The organism is Gillisia xinjiangensis (genome assembly GCF_046298265.1).
Lineage (GTDB): Bacteria > Bacteroidota > Bacteroidia > Flavobacteriales > Flavobacteriaceae > Gillisia > Gillisia xinjiangensis.
This window is the reverse complement of record NZ_JBKAHK010000001.1, coordinates 157,214-177,671: the sequence shown is the minus strand read 5'-3', so window position 1 is coordinate 177,671 and position 20,458 is coordinate 157,214. Positions and strand designations below refer to the sequence as shown.

The following is a 20,458-nucleotide window of genomic DNA, read 5'->3' as shown; positions in this document are numbered from 1 at the left end:
CAATATAGTAATTAACGCCAAAAGTACAAGAATATTTTATTTGTTTCAAAAACATGTAAATACTTAATATTCTTGAGGATATGTGTGAAGATGATTAGCTTTATACTCCCCTAAAACTATAGTTGAATTAAAAGTTTAGCATTAAACTGATCATTGAGAGTGCTCAATTGTAAATATGGGCAATAATAATGAAGGAAAATAGTTATAAAAGGGCAACTTATTCAATTATTGTTCTTAAATTTTATTGAAAATTGATAAGAGCTTATTCTCTTAACAAGAATAAAAATATATATTTGTTAAACATTAAATAATGTGATGAAAAAAATTACACTTTTAGTTCTTGGGGTTGCCTTATTATTAAATGTTCATGGTTACGCTCAGGAGGAGAGGGATAGGGTTATCACAACCGCAGTACCATTTTTATTGATCGCTGCAGATGCCCGGGGTGCAGGAATAGGTGACCAGGGGGTTGCAACTTCTGCCGACGCTTTTTCCCAACAATGGAATCCAGCCAAGTTTGCGTTTATAAAAAGCCAACAGGGAATAGGAGTTTCCTATACTCCTTATTTGAGCAATATTGTGAATGATATATTTTTAGGAAATCTTACTTATTTCAACAGACTTGATGAGCGAAGCGCAGTAGCGGCAAGTTTAAGATATTTCAGTTTAGGATCTATTGAGACCCAAGGTGGTTTTGAGGAGCAACCCTTATTGCTTAGCCCTAATGAACTTACCCTGGATATATCTTATTCACTTCGTTTAAGCGAGGTTTTTTCAATGGCAGTTGCAGGTAGGTATCTAAGATCTGATTTAAAACTTGCTGTAAACAGTGAAGATGCCACTGCAGCATCCACTTTTGGAGTTGATATTGCCGCTTTTTATCAAACACGGCCAATAGTATTTTCCAATTTTGACGGTAGATTTCGTGCAGGTGCCAATATTTCCAATATTGGTCCAAAAATAAAATATGACGAAGTTGGGCAGGAAAACTTTATCCCTACTAATTTAAAAACCGGTGCCGGATTTGAATTTATTTTTGATGTGGATAACAGGTTAGGGACCTACATAGAGTTTAATAAACTGCTTGTGCCAACTCCTCAGGATTTTGACGGGGATGGAGATATAGATCGCGAGGATGAACAAAGATATAATGATATAGGTGCAATTCAGGGAATCTTTAAATCTTTTGGAGATGCTCCGGGAGGTTTTGCAGAAGAAATGAGAGAGATTACCTGGGCTTTGGGTGCTGAGTATGTTTTTAGAGATGCATTTGCCTTAAGATCGGGATATTTTAATGAAAGCGATACCAAAGGATCAAGAAAATTTGTTGCAATTGGCGCCGGGTTTAAGTACGCTCCGGTGATTATAGATATTTCTTATTTGTTTTCAACATCAAATGTCGTAAGCCCGCTTGATGGAACTCTGAGATTTGGATTGACATTTAATTTTGGTGAAGTATATTCAGAATACTAATAGATCTAAGCTAAAGCTTCCTTTATTCTAAAAAAAAAGCCGATTTCAGGGTCTGCGAAAAAAAATATTTAATGAATCCATCCACAAGAAAGAATTTCTCACAAAGGAAAATTCTTATATGAATATTACTCCCGATGTCTGCCGGGAGTCCTTTAAAACAGTAATATAAACACATGAAATCAATTACGATAAATTGCGATCTGGATGTCTACGATTCATTCGAAGATATTCCTGCAGATATAAAGGAATTAATGGAAGCGGCCATTGAAGCAAGGGATATGGCGTATGCTCCTTATTCAAAATTCCATGTGGGGGCTGCTATATTATTGGATAATAATGAAGTTGTTACCGGCAGCAACCAGGAAAATGCCTCCTATCCTTCCGGACTTTGTGCAGAACGCACTGCGATTTATTATGCGGGGTCCAAATATCCAAAGGCAAATATCAAAACCCTTGTGATCACTGCCAAATCCTTAATGCACAGCATGATCACTCCTGTACCACCCTGCGGAGCCTGTCGCCAGGCTATTGCAGAGTATGAGGTCAGGCAGGATGAACCTATAGAGATATATTTTATGGGCGCAAGCGGGAAAGTTGTAAGGTCTAATTCTTTAAAGAATTTATTGCCGCTTGCCTTCGATAACACCTTTCTATAACGTTTTCGTTCTTTTTAATATTAAAACTGTTTTCCATTCTTATTGAAAATAGTATTTTTGTTTTCCACTAGACAAAATCCACTGTCCAGTCTTAAATTTATTTGTAAATGAAGAAAATTACCAAAGCCACCTATTTAAAGTGGTACGAGGATATGCTGTTTTGGCGTAAGTTTGAAGATAAACTTGCGCAGGTTTACATCCAGCAAAAAGTAAGGGGGTTCCTGCACTTATACAACGGACAGGAAGCTATCCTGGCTGGATCTTTACACGCGATGGATCTTACCAAAGATAAAATGATCACAGCCTACAGGAATCATGTACAGCCCATAGGTATGGGTGTTGATCCAAGACGGGTGATGGCTGAACTTTTCGGAAAAAAAACCGGGACTTCACAGGGATTGGGAGGTTCTATGCATATCTTCTCAAAAGAATTTCGTTTCTATGGTGGTCACGGGATTGTAGGTGGGCAGATTCCTTTGGGAGCAGGACTTGCCTTTGCAGATAAATATTTTAAACGAGATGCGGTTACCCTAACTTTTTTGGGAGATGGCGCTGCCCGACAGGGTTCACTTCACGAAACGCTCACCATGGCAGTAAACTGGAATCTTCCGGTTGTTTTTTGTGTTGAAAATAATGGATACGCCATGGGAACCTCGGTTGCACGTACTTCAAAAAGCACCGAGATCTGGAAATTGGGCTTGGGGTATGATATGCCTTGTAGTGCTGTAGATGCCATGAATCCCGTGAAAGTAGCCGAGGCTATGGATGAAGCGATCTCCAGGGCACGAAAAGGTGAAGGGCCTACTTTTTTAGAATTAAAAACCTATCGTTATAGAGGACATTCCATGAGTGATGCCCAATTATATCGTACCAAGGATGAAGTTGCAGAATACCAAAAAATAGATCCCATTACCCAGGTATTGGATGTTATAAAAGACAAGAAATACGCTACAGAGAAAGAGATCAAGGAAATTGATAAACGCGTTAAGGATTTGGTGATCGAATGCGAAAAATTCGCTGATGAATCTGATTTTCCTGATACAAATGTAATGTACGATGTAGTTTATGAGCAAAAGGATTATCCATTCTTATCAACTAAAATAGAGTAAATTATGGCTGAAGTTATAAATATGCCGCGATTGAGCGATACCATGGAAGAAGGTGTTGTCGCAAAATGGCTGAAGAAAAAAGGGGATAAAATTGAGGAAGGCGATATTTTAGCTGAAATTGAAACCGATAAAGCCACAATGGAATTCGAGTCTTTTTATGACGGTGTGTTATTGCACATTGGTATTGAGGAAGGGGAAACGGCTCCTGTAGATACGCTCTTAGCTATTATTGGTGAGGAAGGCGAGGATATTTCTGAATTGTTAAAAGGCGGTAAAAAGTCAGAAGATAAATCCGGCGATACGCCAAAGGCAAAAAAAGAAGATAATTCTGAAAAGAAATCTGAAGAGAAAAGTGAAGAAACTGATTCTGATGAAGAAGCTGGTGAGGGAGCTATTCCTGAAGGAGTTGAGGTGATCAAGATGCCTCGATTGAGTGATACCATGGAAGAGGGTACAGTTGCCAAATGGATCAAGAAAGAAGGTGATAAAGTAGAGGAAGGTGATATTTTAGCTGAAATTGAAACAGATAAAGCTACGATGGAATTTGAATCTTTCTATGATGGAGTGCTTCTTAAAATTGGAATTCAGGAAGGTGAAACCGCTAAAGTAGACAGCCTTTTGGCTATAATTGGCCCGGAAGGAACCGATGTTTCCAAAATTGTTAAAGCTTCAGGCGCATCAAAAGAGAAACCTTCAAAAGCAAAAGAAGAAGAGTCGGCTGATTCTGATAAGAATACTTCTGAAAAAAGTAAAAAAGAAACGAAAACAAGGGATGGCGGTAGAATCTTTGTTTCTCCGCTTGCAAGAAAGATGGCCGAGGACAAAGGTTTTGATCTGGCCGATATCGATGGTTCCGGTGAAAATGGCCGTATTGTCAAAAAAGATATTGAAAGCTATAAGCCTTCAGAAAAAACAGCATCAGCACCAGCGACCACAGAGAAACCTACTGCTGAAAAACCTGCCGTTAAATCTTATGTCCCTGCCGGGGAAGAGGAATTTGAGGATATAAAAAATTCTCAAATGCGCAAAACCATTGCGAAACGATTGGGTGAATCCAAATTTACCGCTCCTCATTATTACCTTACTATAGAGGTGAATATGATGACGGCTATGGCTTCAAGAATACAGATAAATGAATTGCCAGATGTGAAAGTGTCCTTTAATGATATGGTGATCAAAGCTTCGGCTATGGCGCTGAGAAAACATCCAAGGGTTAATTCACAATGGACGGGGGAGAGCACCAAAATCGCGAAGCATATCCATATGGGTGTGGCTGTAGCTGTGGAAGACGGTCTTGTAGTACCTGTTCTTAAATATGCAGATCAAATGTCTATGACTCAAATTGGAGCCAATGTAAAGGATCTTGCAGGGAAAGCACGGAATAAAAAATTACAACCCCAGGAAATGGAAGGAAGTACATTTACCGTTTCAAATCTTGGAATGTTCGGGATTACTGAATTTACAAGTATTATAAATCAACCTAATTCTGCGATCCTTTCGGTAGGAGCTATCGTGGAAAAACCGGTCGTGATGAACGGACAAATAGTTGTTGGAAATACGATGAAAGTTACCCTGGCCTGTGATCACAGAACTGTGGATGGAGCGACAGGAGCAGCATTTCTTCAGACATTAAAAAACTATCTGGAGAACCCGGTAACAATGCTGGCTTAAATAATTTTCAAAAATGGAATAATTGTACACAAAATCCCGCTCTATAGCGGGATTTTTTTATCTTTAACTTTATGAGGAAAAATATAATTAAAATTAGTGTATTTGCGGGTTTAATCACATTTGGCGCCTGTAATTCTGCAAAGAATTCCAATAGTGAGAATGTGATAATTTCAGAAAATATAATAAATACAACTCTTCCTGATATAGCCATAAGCGAAGCATCGGTCAAAGAAAAACTGGAATTCCTTGCTTCAGATGATTTAAGGGGACGCCAAACGGGTACCGAAGGAATTAACAAAGCTGCGGGTTATATTGAAGCTTTTTTCAAAAAAAACAACATTAAACCCTATTATGAAACCTATAGGGATTCTTTTGAAGTTTCCGATAGAACAGGGTTTAACGTAATTGGTTTTATGGAAGGAAACGATCCGGAACTGAAAAAGGAATTTATCATTCTGGGCGCGCATTATGATCATATTGGGATAGAAAAAGCCGTGGATAATGATTCCATTGCCAATGGCGCTAATGATAATGCGGCAGGAACGGTTGCCGTAATGGAACTGGCTGAGCAATTCGCAAAATTGAAGGCTAATAAAAGAAGTATTCTTTTTATCCTTTTTTCTGCAGAAGAAATGGGTCTGCAGGGCGCAAAGCATATATCGAAGCGGTTAAAGTCTGAAGATCTTGACCTATATGCGATGGTGAACTTTGAAATGATTGGGGTTCCAATGCAAGGCAAAGATCACCTGGCTTATCTTACCGGATATGAAAACTCCAATTTAGCCGAAAAATTCAATGAATATTCTGAAGCTGAAATCCTTGGGTTTTTGCCACAAGCCAAAGAATACAATCTTTTCAAACGAAGTGATAATTATTCTTTTTATCAGGAATTTAAGGTTCCTGCTCAAACCATAAGCACGTTTGATTTTACCAATTATGAGTATTACCATCATGTTTCAGATGAAGCTGAAAAAATGGATATTGCCCATATGGCAGATCTCATTGAAAAAGTTATCCCAGGCCTGCTTAAAATGACAAATACTTCAGAAAAAGAAATAAAACTAAATTGATAATGAAGCATATAGTAATTACTGGCGCCAGCAGGGGAATAGGGCTGGAAATGGTAAAGTTATTTTCAAATTCAGGACATAAAGTATTGGCGTTATCCAGAAACATTCAACCTGTAAAAGAGCTGGGTCTTGAAAATGTAACTGCTTTATCCTGTGATATCACCAATGAAGCTTCTTTACAGGAGGTCGATGGATTTATTCAGTCTAAATGGGAAAGAGTAGATGTTTTGATAAACAATGCCGGAGCGATTCTTAATAAATCTTTTAAAGAATCCAGCATAGCGGAGTTTAAAAGGATTTATGATACCAATGTTTTTGGAGTAGTTGGATTAATTCAACAGGTGCTTCCTTTCATGGGTAAAGCCGGACATGTTGTGAATATAAGCAGCATGGGCGGAGTACAGGGAAGCGTAAAATTTCCTGGTCTTTCTGCTTATAGTTCAAGCAAAGGAGCGCTTATTAGTCTTACAGAAATGCTCGCTGAAGAATATAAAGAGCATGGTCCCTCCTTTAATGTACTCGCTCTTGGAGCAGTACAAACCGAAATGCTGGAAGAGGCTTTTCCGGGATATAAAGCACCTTTAAAGGCTGCGGAAATGGCACAATATATAGTAGATTTTAGTTTAACAGCGAACAAATATTATAACGGAAAACTGTTACAGGTTTCCAATAGTACTCCCTAGGACAAAAAGGATGAGTGATATACTTGAAAAATACCTTCCCAGTCATGCCGTTTCTCCCGTTTTTGAAATGGTAAAGGAACACGGGGTTCATCTCAAGATTGTGAACGAGCGGGTAACACGTCATGGAGATTATAGAAGAATGCCTGACGGGATTCATCAAATAACGGTAAATGCCAATTTGAATGAATACAGGTTTCTAATAACTTTAATTCATGAGATATCTCATTTATTGGCCTTTGAGAGATTTGGAAGAACTATAAAGCCACATGGCAATGAGTGGAAATTTACGTTTCAGCAAATGATGTTACCGTTTATAAGGCCTGAGATTTTCCCTGTTCAGTTGCTTCCAATAATTGCAAGTCATTTTAAAAATCCGAAGGCAAGTAGTGATACAGATGCACATCTTTCTGTGGCACTCAAAAAATTTGACCCCGAGAACGATAAAAATTATATTTTTGAGCTTCCCGCGGGAGGATTATTCAAAATTTATAATGGAAAAATTTTTAAGAAGGGCCAAAAGCTTAGGAAACGCTATGAGTGTCTTGAGGTGGAAACAGGAAAGGTGTATCTTTTCCAGCCCAACGCCCAGGTGGAACTGTTGGTAGGCTAAGATATTCTTCAATTTTAAATTTATTAGAATGGATAATTATAATAAGGATTATTATGCGGTAATAATGGCCGGAGGAGTGGGTTCCAGGTTTTGGCCGGTTAGCACTGCTGCGTTTCCAAAACAATTCCACGATATGACGGGATCCGGGGAAACCTTGCTTCATCGCACATTTAAGAGGCTGGCACATGTGGTTCCAAGGGAAAACATCCTTATTCTTACCAATCATAGTTACCTGGATCTTGTAAAGGAGCAATTGCCTAATATTACGACCGCTCAAATTATACTCGAACCTGCATTGCGCAATACTGCACCGTGTATATTACTGGCGGCATTAAAGATCAATAAACAAAATGAGAAAGCGGTAATGTTGGTGGTGCCCAGTGATCATTGGATTCAGCAACAGGAAAATTTTATCGATGATATAAAAAAGTCGTTTGAAGCGGCTTCCCGAGAAAATATATTGATCACTCTTGGCATCAAACCTACTGCTCCAAATACAGGATTTGGATATATAAAATATGAGAAAGAAGAAGGTAAAAGTTTCTATAGAGTAGAAAAATTTACTGAAAAACCTAGCCTTCGAAATGCCGAAAAATTCCTTGAAGAGGGCAATTACTTATGGAATGCCGGAATTTTTATTTGGAAAGTTTCATTTATTATTGATTCTTTTGCAAAGTATCAGCCGGAAATGACAGGGCTTTTTGAAAAAGGAATCGAAAAGCTGAACGGTCCTGAGGAAGAGGAATTTATTGAAGAAACCTATCCTGAAACCCAGAATATTTCTGTTGATTATGCAGTGATGGAAAAATCGGATGCCGTACGGGTGATACCGGCTACATTTGACTGGAATGACCTTGGAACCTGGGGTGCATTATATCACGAGCTTGCAAAGGACAAGGATGAAAATGCGGTAATAAGCGCCCATTTATTTCCAATGGATGCAAAAAAGAATTTAATCTATACTCATACGCCAAAAGTGGTAGTTATAGATGGGCTTGAAGATTATATCATAGTAGATGATAAGGATGTTTTAATGATTGTGCCAAAAGAAAAAGACCAGGAAATCAAAGAGATCAGGAGTAAAGTGATGGAGAAATTTGGTGAAAATTTAGGATAAATATGGAGAATAAGGATAATATTGGTAATGATACACTACAGGATCCTGAAAAAAATGAGTTTTCACATGTGGAAGGGATATGGGCGAGTGTTAGGGCGTTTGTTTCAGAATTACTGGATATACGGCATGATACCGATAGGGAAGCAACTTTAGAAGCCATAAAAAAAGATATTTCCTTTAAGGGGCACAATGCGTGGATCCTTATCTTTTCCATATTTGTGGCCTCTATAGGTTTAAACGTAAGCAGTACTGCGGTTGTGATTGGTGCGATGCTTATTTCTCCACTTATGGGACCTATAGTGGGTGTAGGATTATCTGTTGCCATTAACGATGTGGAGACTTTAAAAAAATCTTTCATCAATCTTGGGGTGATGGTATTTCTTAGTGTTTTAACAGCTTATATTTATTTTTTGATTTCTCCAATAACAGAGGAAACCCCGGAATTAATCGCCAGAACATATCCTACAATTCTGGATGTGCTGGTAGCCATATTTGGCGGATTGGCTTTGATTGTAGCTAAAACAAAAAAGGGCACCATTGCAAGTGTGATCTTTGGAGTTGCCATTGCTACTGCCCTTATGCCTCCATTGTGTACTGTTGGTTATGGTCTTGCCATTGGAAACTTGGCATATGCCGGAGGAGCGATCTATCTCTTCTCCATTAACGCTGTCTTCATAGCGCTTACTACATTTGTGGTATCTAAACTGCTTGATTTTCCTTTGGTAAAATATGTAAACAGTAAAAGCAGAAAGCGAACTGCGCAAATTGCATCCACGATCGCTATTATTGTAATGATCCCAAGTATTATTCTTTTTGTAAACCTTTTACAGAAACAATTTTTTGAGACCAGTGCGAAGGAATTTTTAACAGAAGTTGTACGGTATACCGGAACACAGAAAATTAAAACTGCGCAGGATTATAATAAAAAGGAGATTGAGGTTTATTTAATAGGAGCCGCTGTTCCTGAAGAAACTATTCAAACCTGGAAGGAACAATTAAAAGATATCAAGGTTCTTAATGAAACTACCCTTATCGTTCATCAGGGTTCCGGTGCAAATGGTGATATGGCTTTGCTGTCAACCCAAGTTCGAACTGGGATTTTGGAGGATCTTTATGTAAAGAATCAGGAAGTTATAGAAAATAAAGATTCCAAAATTTCACTTTTAGAAAATGAATTGTTGAAATACAGGCAGGGAGATTTTTCTTTTAAAGAGATTAGCGATGAGGTGAAGGTAAATTATTCCAATATATCCAATCTCAGTTTTGCCAATACGATCTCTACAAACTTTTCAAAAATAGATACAATTCCCACCTTTAATATTACCTGGAAACAAAATATTAACAGCAAAACAAAAAATTCTGAGGCTGAAAAGATTCAGAAATGGTTAACCTTGAGACTAAAACTTGATACTCTGGCAGTAAAATCCCTGAATTAATTAGAGCCCCTGATTTTGGGCTTCCCGCACTTTTTTAAATAGATCGGAAGTATAAACAAAGTCTGTTACCGTTTTGTCATCGGTTTTGAAAATTTGGGATTTGTCACCTTTCCAAGCCAAAACCCCGTCTTTTAAAAAAGCGATGTTCTCTCCAATTTCCAGCAAGGAATTCATATCGTGGGTAATTATTATGGTAGTTATATCGTATTCTACCGTTATATCATGAATAAGGTTATCAATGATGGTTGCCGTATGGGGGTCTAGGCCGGAGTTTGGCTCATCACAAAACAAATATTTAGGTTTATTAACTATTGCTCGGGCAATGGCAACCCTTTTTTGCATTCCTCCACTAATTTCTGAAGGGAATTTTTTTGCTGAATCTTCCAAGTTAACCCTTTTTAATACTTCCTGTACCCGTTCGTGCAAGTCCTTTTTTCTTTTTTTTGTGAACATTCTTAACGGAAACATAACATTTTCTTCTACTGTCATGGAGTCAAATAAAGCTCCTCCCTGAAATAACATCCCGATTTTCTGTCTAAGTGCCCGCTTTTCTTCATCGGAAAAGTCTGAATAAGTGTTTCCATCGTATTCAATAGTTCCCTCCTCTGGCGTGAATAGTCCCAACATGCATTTCAAAAGGACGCTTTTTCCTGATCCGGATTGGCCAATGACAAGATTGGTTTTACCGGTTTCAAAAACAAAGTCAATTCCTTTTAAAATTTCTTCGTCCCCAAATCTCTTTTTTAAATTTTTAATTTCTATCATTAGCTAAGCAGTAATTGGGTTACAATATAATTGGTAACGATGATGACCACACTGGTCCACACGAATGAAGTGGTACTGGCCTTTCCTACCTCCAGGGATCCACCAGTCATATAATATCCATGGTACGCTGGAATGGTTGCAAGAATTAAGGCAAACAGAAAGGTTTTAAAAAATGCGTAAAATAACTGAAAGCCTTCAAAATCGGTTTGAAGTCCTTCGATAAATTCTTCAGCTCCAACAAAACCACCAAGTACGGCAGCAGAATAAGCTCCTACTATCCCCAAAAACATGGATAATGCAATAACAAAGGGATATGTTAACATTGCGATAATTTTAGGAAAAATCAAATAATTAAGGGAATTTACTCCCATAACTTCCAGGGCATCGATTTGTTCAGTCACCCTCATAGAGCCAATGCTTGATGTTATGAAAGATCCTACTTTTCCTGCCATGATAATAGAGATAAAGGTAGGGGAGAATTCAAGAATGATCGATTGTCTCGCAGCAAATGCAATCAGGGTTTTTGGAATTAAGGGATTGTTAAGGTTTAATGCGGTTTGCAGGGCAACAACACCACCAATAAAAAAGGATAGAAATGCTACAATCCCTAGAGAGCCAATAATTAGTTGATCTATTTCTTTGAATATAAGTTCTTTTAAAACAGACCCTTTGGTCATTCTGCCAAACACACCCTTTAACATTAAAAAGTATTCACCAATCGAATTGAGGTACCTCATTTATGAATTTTTGTAAAGCTAAAATACTAAATTTTACGGGGAAACTATTTAACGTAGAATTAAACTTTAACCCTCAGTATTTAGTAAATTTGAAGCATACTATTTTAATCATACTTATGAAGAATTACACGTTACTTTTTGTTGTTTTCTTATGCTTTTTGCCGTTGAATGGTCAAACACCAAAACAAACTTCTATTGATAATGAAAAACCTAAACTTGTAGTTGGTATTGTAGTGGATCAAATGCGCTATGATTATATCACCCGTTTTTGGAATAAATATGGGCAGGAAGGATTTAGAAGGCTTATAAAGGATGGTTATTCTTTTAAAAATAACCATTTTAATTATATTCCTACCTATACTGCTCCGGGACATGCGTCTGTTTTTACAGGTACAACGCCTCAAAATCACGGAATAATTGGGAATGGATGGTATAATAAGTTTGAAAAAAAGGAAGTGTATAATGCCGGAGATGATTCTGTGGAATCTTTAGGAACTTCATCTGATGCTGGTAAAATGTCTCCACATCGCATGATCGCAACTACGGTGGCAGATGAAAATAGATTGTTTACCCAAATGCGGGGTAAAACCATAGGTATAGGGATGAAAGATCGGGGTGCTATTTTACCCGCTGGACATACCGCTAATGCTGCGTATTGGTTTCAGGGGCGCGATGAGGGAAAATGGATTACGAGTACCTTTTACATGGAGAATTTACCGAATTGGGTAAATGAATTTAATAATTCAGGCAAGGCGGCTTCATACATCCAGCCATGGAATACATTGGGCGATATTGAAACCTATTCAGAAAGTGGACCTGATCTCTCCGGTTTTGAAGAAGGATTCCACGGACAAACCACTTTTCCGTATGACCTGGAAGCACTTTCAACAGAAAAGAACAAATTTGAACGTGTAAAAATTTCCCCCTTCGGAAATACACTTACTACAGATTTTGCTATTGCAGCAATGAAAGCCGAAGATCTTGGAAAAGATGATTTTACCGATTTCCTTACTATAAGTTATTCCAGTACAGATTATATAGGGCATAATTTTGGCGTTAATTCTAAGGAAATTCAGGATACCTACTTACGTCTTGACCTTGATCTTGCCAGGTTATTGACCGCTTTGGATGAACAGGTTGGCGCAGGGAATTACACCGTGTTTTTAACTTCAGATCATGGTGGGGTAGACGTCCCTTCTTATTTGAAAACGGTTAAAATTCCATCCGGTTATTTTGATAATAATGAGTTTGAGGACAAGCTGAAGAATTTTGTTGAGGAAGAATTTAAAACTGCAAATCTTATTGAAAAGGTGCACAGTTACCAGATTTTCTTTGATTATACTGCACTTCAGAAAGCGCATGTTAAAGCATCTGATCTTGAAAGTGCTCTTGCACATTTTATTTTGCAGTATCCACAGGTCAATAATGTTTATACCAGAAGTCAAATGCAAGGTGCCACTTTTTCTGAAGGTACAGCGCAATTGGTTCAAAATGGGTTTAATCAAAAACGGAGCGGAGATGTTATTATGGTGTTAAAACCTTCGGTAATCTCTTATTCTATAACAGGTTCAACGCACGGCAGCGGATTTAATTATGACACTCATGCGCCTCTTATTTTCTTCGGAAATGGGGTGCCTCAGGGAAGCACTTTTGAGCGTTCTGAAATTATAGATATTGCACCCACTATTTCCGCAATTCTCGGTATTTCAAATCCGAATGCAGCAACCGGCAAACCTTTATATATTATGTTGGATAAGAAAAAGTAAATTTTTGTTTTAGAATAAAAACTCAGAATATTTTACGTCGCATTTTTTGCCAGCGTAGATTTCTTATAAAGCGGCCTTCTTCTTCGGAAACAAGAAAGGGCTGCTTTTCTTTTTTTGCCTTAAAATATCCGCTGAGGTAATCGTTGAACAAACTAAAATTCTTTTTTAGATATGCCAGCTTAGCAGAAGCTATCAGGGTGATGAAAAATCCGTACCGAAGTCGGTAAAAGGCTTCTCCTTGCTTGTATTTAGAAGCACTGTTGTAACTGGCGCCTGTTGGTTTTAAATGTTTCACTCTTAGCTCAGGGTCAGTTTTTATTTTCCAGCCGTGAAACTGGGCGAGAAGCTCATCGGCAGTATCCCAGCCCATCGATGGCTGAAGTTTGCCAATCTCCAGAAAACATTCTTTTCTGTAGGCTTTTAATGCGCCCCGAATATGGTCCTTATCGGTAAGATTTTCCAAGACCCAATTCCCGTTTTTAAGAATGCTGCAACAACCGCCTGCCATTCCGGTTGAAGGATCTGCTTCAAAGATTTTGATTATACTTTCAAGATAATTTTCAGGAAAAACCAAATCGGCATCAAATTTACATATGATGTCGTAATCTTCATCCAGGATTTTATAACCTTGATTAAAAGTTCGAATTACCTTGCCTCCGGGAGAATGTTCCCCTTCAGATGTGGTGTTTACAAGGGAGATAAAATCGTGTTTTTCAGCAAAATCCAGGATGATTTTTTCAGTTGAATCAGTAGACTGATCATTTACTACTACGATCCTGTCTGGAAGCCAGGTTTGTGCTACCAAAGATAGAAGTGTTTTCCCTATAAATTCAGCTTCGTTATACGCTGGAATTACGATATATAGTTTCAAGAAAGCGATTGTTTTTGCTAAAATACGATAATCTGATTAGCGAAAATTAGAGCAGGAGGGGAATATTGATTTGGAAGAAAATTCTGAGATTTCTAGGATCTTTCGGCATAAACCGCGTAATACCGTGGAGTAAATTTTCTAAGCAATGGCCGGAAACCGATTTTGTTTACCGGGTTAGTCCATTTTTCACGCTTTTTAATCGTCCATCCTGCTTTTTCCAGCAGCCAGTCGAATTGCCAGTCTTCAAATTCGTGAAAATGCCGGTCTCTTAAATCGGTTTTATTTTGATAGGCATTGGAAAACCACATTTTTAAAGGAACGGTAGCCACCAGTTTTTTAGCCTGAATATCTTTTAATACATTGAAGGGAGACACAAGGTGTTCAAAAATTTCAAAAGCTGTTATAACATCATATTCATTGGATTTTACAGCATTTGAATCAAGGTCGAGATCTTCCCCTTTTGTGTTGGTGACCTGATATTTATTTTGTTTCATTATTTCAGAAAAAGGATTTTCAACTCCCAGATCCAGTATTTTTGCTGGTGGAGGAACGTTTTCTTCTAAAAATTCCAGGGTTTTTTTAAATCTTTTGGTAGGAAAGGTCCTTTCGTACATTTTAGTATTGATATACGATGGCATTAACATTCATTCCGGCACCAACGCTGGCCATAATAATAACATCCCCTTTTTTAAGTTCCTGGTCTTTTATTTGTCCGCGGATCACAAGATCCAATAATGTGGGTACAGTGGCTACGCTGCTATTTCCTAACTCCTGAATACTCATAGGCATCACTTTTTCCGGAACAGGCAACTTATGTAATTTATAAAAGCGTTTTATTATTGCATCATCCATCTTTTCATTGGCCTGATGAATGAAAATTTTCTTAACGTCGGCAATTGTTTTTCCGCTGTTTTCCAGGCAGGTTTTCATCGCGCCGGGAACTTCGGTAAGTGCAAATTCGTAGATCTTGCGGCCATTCATTTTAATAAAGCGCGTATCTTCAACCTCCCCCGGAAGATTTGACTTTCCAAAATAGATATGATTGGCTTCCTGATATGCATAGGTAGCTGAGTCATGCGCTAAAATCCCACCTTCCTCCTCGGTGATTTCCAGTACCGTAGCCCCGGCTCCATCTGAAAAGATCATTGAATCCCGGTCAAACTTATCCACAACTCTGGAAAGGGCTTCTGCGCCAATTACAAGGCATTTCTTTGCCATTCCGCATTTGATGTAAGCCTGCGCCTGGATAACTGCTTCGATCCAGCCCGGACAGCCAAACAACACATCATATCCTACACATTTAGGATTTTTAATTTTCAGGTTGTGTTTAACACGGGTAGCAATGCTGGGCACGGTATCGCTTTGAACACTTCCGGATCTTACGTCTCCGTAGTTGTGGGCAACAATTAGATAATCAAGGGTTTCAGGATCAATGCCTGCATCTTCAATCGCCCTTTGTGCAGCAACGGTCGCCATGTCCGAAGTGCTTAAATTCTCTTCCAGATACCTTCGTTCTTCAATTCCAGTGATTGCCTGAAATTTTTCAATAGTAACCTCATTTGCATGAGGGAATGGAGATCCGTCGGTATTCCTGAATTCTTGCTTTAGAAAGTCTGAATTCTTTCTTTTTAAGTTAGGAATAAAACTGCCTATACCTGTTATTTTTATACTCATTGAAACGACTTAATTTGTGAAATCTTTAACCAAATTACTAAAAGCAATTTTAGTTTAGACCTACAAAGTGGAAAAAATATGCTTAATTATAGTTTTGATATTTTATGCTTTAAAAATCAGTAACAATTAAATTATTTTACGTTTATTTTAGGAATCTTTCAAACATTGACGACAATGTTTTTAGGCTTCCATATACTCTTCGATAGGATCACAGGTGCATATCAAATTTCTGTCTCCATACGCATCGTCCAGTCTTCTTACCGTTGGCCAGAATTTATTGTCGGCTACATACTCCAAAGGGAAAGCTGCCTGTTTTCTGCTATATGGGAAGTCCCAGGTTTCGGCAGTAAGCATCGGCATTGTATGAGGCGCATTTTTTAAAATATTGTTTTCATCCTCTGCAGAAGATTCACTTATTTCCTGTCTTATAGAAATTAAAGCATCACAAAAACGGTCGAGTTCTGCCTTGCTTTCACTTTCGGTAGGCTCGATCATTAAAGTTCCGGCAACCGGGAAAGAGACAGTTGGAGCGTGGAATCCGTAATCTATAAGTCTTTTGGCGATATCTACTACTTCAATTCCGTTGTTTTTAAAAGGACGGCAATCCAGGATCATCTCATGGGCTGCTCTTCCGCATTCTCCGGAATATAAAGTTTGATAATGTTCTTTTAACCGGGCTTTTATATAGTTGGCATTCAGGATCGCATATTCTGTTGCTTTCTGTAAACCTTTGCTTCCTAGCATTGTGATATAACCATACGAAATAAGGCATACTAAAGCCGATCCCCAGGGTGCGGAAGAAATTGCGGTAATTGCCTGTTCCCCGCCGGTTTTAATCACCGGATTTCCCGGTAAAAACGGGAGTAGTTGCTTTGCAACACATATTGGACCTACACCGGGGCCACCACCACCGTGCGGAATCGCAAAAGTTTTATGAAGGTTCAGGTGGCAAACATCGGCACCAATGGCACCGGGATTTGTAAGTCCTACCTGTGCATTCATATTTGCACCATCCATATAAACCTGCCCGCCATTCTCATGAATTAGCCTTGTTACTTCTCTTATGGAAGATTCAAAAACTCCGTGAGTGGAAGGGTACGTAACCATCAATGCGGCTAAGTTATCCTTGTGTTTTATCGCTTTTTCCCTTAGATCATCCAGGTCTATATTTCCTTCGTTGGTTGCTTTTGTAACCACCACTTTCATTCCGGCCATCACTGCCGATGCAGGATTGGTGCCGTGAGCTGATGATGGGATAAGGCAAATATTCCTGTGCGCATCTCCCCTGGATTCGTGATATGCGCGAATAACCATAAGCCCAGCATATTCTCCCTGAGCTCCGGAATTTGGCTGTAGGGAAGTTCCGGCAAAACCTGTAATCTCGGTAAGTTGGTCTTCCAGTTTTTTTAATACTACCTGGTAACCTTCAGCCTGTTCTACAGGTGCAAAAGGGTGAATATTCCCCCATTGCGGATTGCTTAAAGGAAGCATTTCTGAAGCTGCATTTAGTTTCATTGTACAAGATCCCAAAGCGATCATGGAATGGTTAAGAGAAAGATCCTTGCGTTCCAGTTTCTTGATGTAACGCATCAATTCCGTTTCAGAATGATAGGAATTAAAGACCTCATTGGTGAGAAAATCTTTCTTTCGTTCAATCTCCTTCGGAATTGTTGTGCCTTTTTCCAAGGCTTCTATTGTCAATTTGGACTTCTCTGAAGCTTCAGAAAAAACAGCGACAATTTTATTTAAATCTGATATATTGGTAGTTTCGTTTATAGCGATAACCACCGTTTCAGGATCCGGGTAATAAAAATTTATTTGATTTTTTTCAGCAATAGGCTTCACAACCGAAGCATTTGCTTTTATTTGGATCGTATCAAAATAGGAGGAGTTTAGCTGTTGAAAACCTAATTCTTTCAACATTTTTTCCAAGGTAACGGCAGAGGAATGAATGGTATCTGCAATATATTTTAAGCCTTTGGGGCCATGATAAACCGCGTACATACCCGCCATAACAGCTAATAAAACCTGGGCAGTACAAATATTGGATGTTGCCTTATCACGTTTTATGTGTTGCTCCCTTGTTTGAAGCGCCATTCTAAGGGCACGATTGCCATTCATGTCTTTTGTAACCCCTATAATCCTTCCGGGAATACTTCGTTTATATTCTTCTTTAGTTGCAAAATAGGCCGCATGCGGTCCACCGTATCCTAATGGGATTCCAAAACGTTGGGTGGTTCCAACAACTACATCAACTCCTAGTTCTCCCGGTGCCTGTAATTTCACTAAACTTAAAATATCTGCAGCTACAACTATTTTAATTTGAGCTTCTTTTGATCTTGAAACAAAGTTGGTATAATTGAATACCTGTCCGGATTTTCCAGGATATTGAAGAATTGCTCCAAAAAATTCCGTGGAAAAGTCAAATTCTGTGTGGTCTCCAATAACCAATTCTATTCCCAGGGGAATGGCTCTTGTTTTTAATAAGGAGATTGTTTGAGGCAGCACTTCTTCAGAAACAAAGAACTTTGCAACTTCATTTTTCTTCTGTTCCCTTTCTCTAACCGCAAAAAGCAATGCCATAGCCTCGGCTGCAGCGGTAGATTCATCCAGGAGAGATGCATTTGCCAGTTCCATGCCAGTAAGATCACTTACCATTGTTTGAAAATTAAGCAATGCTTCCAATCTTCCCTGAGCAATTTCTGCCTGGTACGGAGTGTAAGCCGTGTACCATCCCGGATTTTCCAAAACATTACGCTGAATTACAGCAGGCAGGATAGCCTGATGATATCCCAAACCTATGTAGGTTTTAAAAACTTTATTTAGAGAAGCTAATTGCCCGATATGTTCGGCATATTCATTTTCGCTTAACGCTGCAGGTAGATCAAGTGGGTTTTTTAAACGGATATCATCTGGAATAGTTTCGTAAATTAACCGATCTAAAGTTGGGACACCCACAGTGGAAAGCATGTCTTGTAATTCAATTTCATCAGGGCCAATATGTCTTAGGGCAAAAGAATCTGTTCTCATTAAAATAAAGTTGCGTTTTGTGCTGCAAAATTACATATTTAAACGTAGATTTTTGGCATTTCAGACAACCAACTTGGTAAGATTTTTATGAAAACTTACGACGGAGTTTTTTATTCAAAAAGCCGATTAAAAAGATGCTAAAAAGAGCGTTTAATTTTTATATAAACAGCAGTATCCATGTTTCACTAGCTGTAGTCTCCCTGGTCGCAATTACCTTTCAATGTTTTCAACTTTCTTTGAATATAAACCTGTTAATATTCATTTTTCTTGGAAGTATAACCGGATATAATTTTGTGAAATATGCGGGATTGGCCAAGCTTTACTATAGAACGCTTGCTACAAACCTTAAAGTGATTCAGGGATTTTCACTTATTGCGTTCCTGGGGTTTATTTATAGTTGCTTTTTTCAGCCAGTTTCCGTATTAATTGTTGCCGGAATTATGGGTTTATTTACAATATTATACGCCATACCGGTTTTTAGCAAGAATAGAAATTTAAGAGCTTTAACGGGTGTAAAAATATATGTAATTGCATTTGTTTGGGCAGGAGTAACCGTGTTATTGCCTGTTGTAGATAAAATGGATTTTTTTCAAATGGATTTTTTTCTTGAATTTCTTCAACGTTTCTGTTTCATCATTGCATTGACATTACCTTTTGAAATTCGGGATCTTAAATTTGATTTGAAACAGTTGAGAACGATTCCTCAAAAGATAGGGGTTAAAAAAACAAAACTCGTAGGTCTGCTGCTGATTCTTGTTTTTGTGTTACTGGAATTCCTAAAACAAAATAGCTCTTTGGCGGAGGGGTTAAGTGTATTATTTGTTGGAATGATCACCAGTATATTCCTGATAAATTCCGGTATTAGTCAGAAGGAATATTATTCATCATTTTGGGTGGAAGGAATACCCATAATTTGGTGGTTGATCTTAAGTGTTTTAGGGATGCTTATTTAGTTGTATGATTTTCAATTTTCTCTTTCCAAACCTTTTTTTCATCTTCCGAACAGGTTTTTAGTTTGGATTTCTCAATGAGTTGGGTGAGTTTTGTATTTTGTTTCGTATAATTTTTGCAGGGTTTACATAAGAATATATGTAGATGAATCTTCATCTTTTCGTATAAAGATGCTTCTTCGTATTGTGCCTTATCGCAGCAATGTGCAGCTTCTGAACAGTCGATAAATAATGATTTTTTTTTAGTCATTTTAAAACCAGTTTTTTTCCAAACATTGAGCTAAAGCGGTTCTTGCTCTGTGGACTATAACCCACAAGTTAGACGGAGTGATATCAAACTCATTACATATAGCTTCCGTGTCAAGACCTTCAATGGTCTTCATTTTGAAAATTTTAGCTTGTTTTTTTGGTAGCTTCTCCATACAATCCAGGATTGCAAGGCCTAGTTCTTCATTTTCCATGATGTCTTCAGCGGTCTTGTCAAACCTGTCCGGAGCCTGTTCTTCCAACCAGTCTCCTTCGTTGGAATCATCGCTGTAATTAATTTTTACTTCAGCCCGGCCTTTTTTGGAATTGATCTTTCGGTAATAGTCGATAATTTTCCGTTTCAAAATCGAGATAAGCCAGGTGCGTTCTGTGGCTTCTCCTTTAAAATTTTTCATGGACCTTAAGCCTGCCAGAAAAGTTTCAGAAATTAAATCATGCGCAAGTTCTCTGTCATTTACCCTTACAATAGTGAAATTGAAAAGGTAATCGGAATATTTATCTACCCATTTTGTAGGATCGATTTGATTTGTAGACATAGGCAATTAACATAATATTCCCAAAAATAGTAAAAAG

At 38.2% G+C, this 20,458-nt stretch carries 19 protein-coding genes; 11 read left to right on the top strand and 8 right to left on the bottom strand.

Translation table 11 applies throughout. The annotated features are described in order from the left end of the window. Positions 1-315: 315 nt before the first annotated feature. From porV to ACKGJN_RS00760, 9 genes are all read left to right on the top strand, one after another. On the top strand, positions 316-1,473 hold the full coding sequence (gene porV, locus ACKGJN_RS00800; protein WP_409537515.1) for a type IX secretion system outer membrane channel protein PorV: 1,158 nt from the start codon (positions 316-318) through the stop codon (positions 1,471-1,473). Positions 1,474-1,646: 173 nt separating this feature from the next. After that, a complete protein-coding gene (gene cdd, locus ACKGJN_RS00795) occupies positions 1,647-2,129 on the top strand; it encodes a cytidine deaminase (protein WP_409537514.1) in 483 nt (160 codons plus the stop codon). 107 nt (positions 2,130-2,236) lie between these two features. Next, positions 2,237-3,238, top strand: a complete 1,002-nt coding sequence (pdhA, locus tag ACKGJN_RS00790; protein ID WP_409537513.1) for a pyruvate dehydrogenase (acetyl-transferring) E1 component subunit alpha — start codon at positions 2,237-2,239, stop codon at positions 3,236-3,238. Between the two features lie 3 nt (positions 3,239-3,241). Continuing rightward, entirely contained in the window at positions 3,242-4,909 is a 1,668-nt protein-coding gene (locus tag ACKGJN_RS00785) for a pyruvate dehydrogenase complex dihydrolipoamide acetyltransferase (RefSeq protein ID WP_409537512.1), read from the top strand. A gap of 71 nt (positions 4,910-4,980) precedes the next feature. Continuing rightward, positions 4,981-5,979 carry a M20/M25/M40 family metallo-hydrolase gene (locus ACKGJN_RS00780; RefSeq protein ID WP_409537511.1) on the top strand — a complete coding sequence of 333 codons (999 nt, stop codon included), beginning with the start codon at positions 4,981-4,983 and terminating at the stop codon, positions 5,977-5,979. Between the two features lie 2 nt (positions 5,980-5,981). Then, positions 5,982-6,662, top strand: a complete 681-nt coding sequence (locus tag ACKGJN_RS00775; protein ID WP_409537510.1) for an SDR family NAD(P)-dependent oxidoreductase — start codon at positions 5,982-5,984, stop codon at positions 6,660-6,662. A 10-nt stretch (positions 6,663-6,672) separates the two neighbouring features. Next, entirely contained in the window at positions 6,673-7,272 is a 600-nt protein-coding gene (locus tag ACKGJN_RS00770) for a SprT-like domain-containing protein (protein ID WP_409537509.1), read from the top strand. 28 nt (positions 7,273-7,300) lie between these two features. Then, the gene (locus ACKGJN_RS00765) at positions 7,301-8,389 is read left to right on the top strand and encodes a mannose-1-phosphate guanylyltransferase (protein ID WP_409537508.1); all 1,089 of its coding nucleotides are present in this window, start codon (positions 7,301-7,303) and stop codon (positions 8,387-8,389) included. Between the two features lie 2 nt (positions 8,390-8,391). Beyond that, positions 8,392-9,825, top strand: a complete 1,434-nt coding sequence (locus tag ACKGJN_RS00760) for a DUF389 domain-containing protein (protein ID WP_409537507.1) — start codon at positions 8,392-8,394, stop codon at positions 9,823-9,825. Here ACKGJN_RS00760 and ACKGJN_RS00755 read toward each other — a convergent pair whose 3' ends face one another. Continuing rightward, positions 9,826-10,590: an ABC transporter ATP-binding protein gene (locus ACKGJN_RS00755; RefSeq protein ID WP_409537506.1), complete on the bottom strand. Its 765-nt coding sequence runs from the start codon at positions 10,588-10,590 to the stop codon at positions 9,826-9,828. Beyond that, positions 10,590-11,327 carry an MlaE family ABC transporter permease gene (locus tag ACKGJN_RS00750; RefSeq protein ID WP_409537505.1) on the bottom strand — a complete coding sequence of 246 codons (738 nt, stop codon included), beginning with the start codon at positions 11,325-11,327 and terminating at the stop codon, positions 10,590-10,592. The genes ACKGJN_RS00755 and ACKGJN_RS00750 overlap by 1 nt, the downstream gene beginning before the upstream one ends. A 116-nt stretch (positions 11,328-11,443) precedes the next feature. On the opposite strand from ACKGJN_RS00750, the gene pafA reads away from it, so the two are divergent. After that, on the top strand, positions 11,444-13,093 hold the full coding sequence (gene pafA / locus ACKGJN_RS00745; protein WP_409537504.1) for an alkaline phosphatase PafA: 1,650 nt from the start codon (positions 11,444-11,446) through the stop codon (positions 13,091-13,093). Between the two features lie 22 nt (positions 13,094-13,115). On the opposite strand, the gene ACKGJN_RS00740 is transcribed toward pafA, so the two are convergent. From ACKGJN_RS00740 to gcvP, 4 genes are all read right to left on the bottom strand, one after another. Beyond that, entirely contained in the window at positions 13,116-13,964 is an 849-nt protein-coding gene (locus tag ACKGJN_RS00740) for a glycosyltransferase family 2 protein (RefSeq protein ID WP_409537503.1), read from the bottom strand. 92 nt (positions 13,965-14,056) lie between these two features. Continuing rightward, on the bottom strand, positions 14,057-14,578 hold the full coding sequence (locus ACKGJN_RS00735; RefSeq protein ID WP_409537502.1) for a methyltransferase domain-containing protein: 522 nt from the start codon (positions 14,576-14,578) through the stop codon (positions 14,057-14,059). Between the two features lies 1 nt (position 14,579). Further along, entirely contained in the window at positions 14,580-15,638 is a 1,059-nt protein-coding gene (locus ACKGJN_RS00730; protein WP_409537501.1) for a 3-oxoacyl-ACP synthase III family protein, read from the bottom strand. A gap of 180 nt (positions 15,639-15,818) precedes the next feature. Further along, positions 15,819-18,668 carry an aminomethyl-transferring glycine dehydrogenase gene (gene gcvP, locus ACKGJN_RS00725; RefSeq protein WP_409537500.1) on the bottom strand — a complete coding sequence of 950 codons (2,850 nt, stop codon included), beginning with the start codon at positions 18,666-18,668 and terminating at the stop codon, positions 15,819-15,821. 134 nt (positions 18,669-18,802) lie between these two features. On the opposite strand from gcvP, the gene ACKGJN_RS00720 reads away from it, so the two are divergent. Then, a complete protein-coding gene (locus tag ACKGJN_RS00720) occupies positions 18,803-19,621 on the top strand; it encodes a UbiA prenyltransferase family protein (RefSeq protein WP_409537499.1) in 819 nt (272 codons plus the stop codon). Here the strand turns inward: ACKGJN_RS00720 and ACKGJN_RS00715 are convergent. Next, positions 19,614-19,868 (bottom strand): hypothetical protein, encoded by a 255-nt coding sequence (locus ACKGJN_RS00715; RefSeq protein WP_409537498.1) that lies wholly within the window; start codon positions 19,866-19,868, stop codon positions 19,614-19,616. The two genes, ACKGJN_RS00720 and ACKGJN_RS00715, sit on opposite strands and share 8 nt — an antisense overlap. A 1-nt stretch (position 19,869) precedes the next feature. Further along, entirely contained in the window at positions 19,870-20,421 is a 552-nt protein-coding gene (locus ACKGJN_RS00710) for a sigma-70 family RNA polymerase sigma factor (RefSeq protein ID WP_409537497.1), read from the bottom strand. Positions 20,422-20,458: the final 37 nt, after the last annotated feature.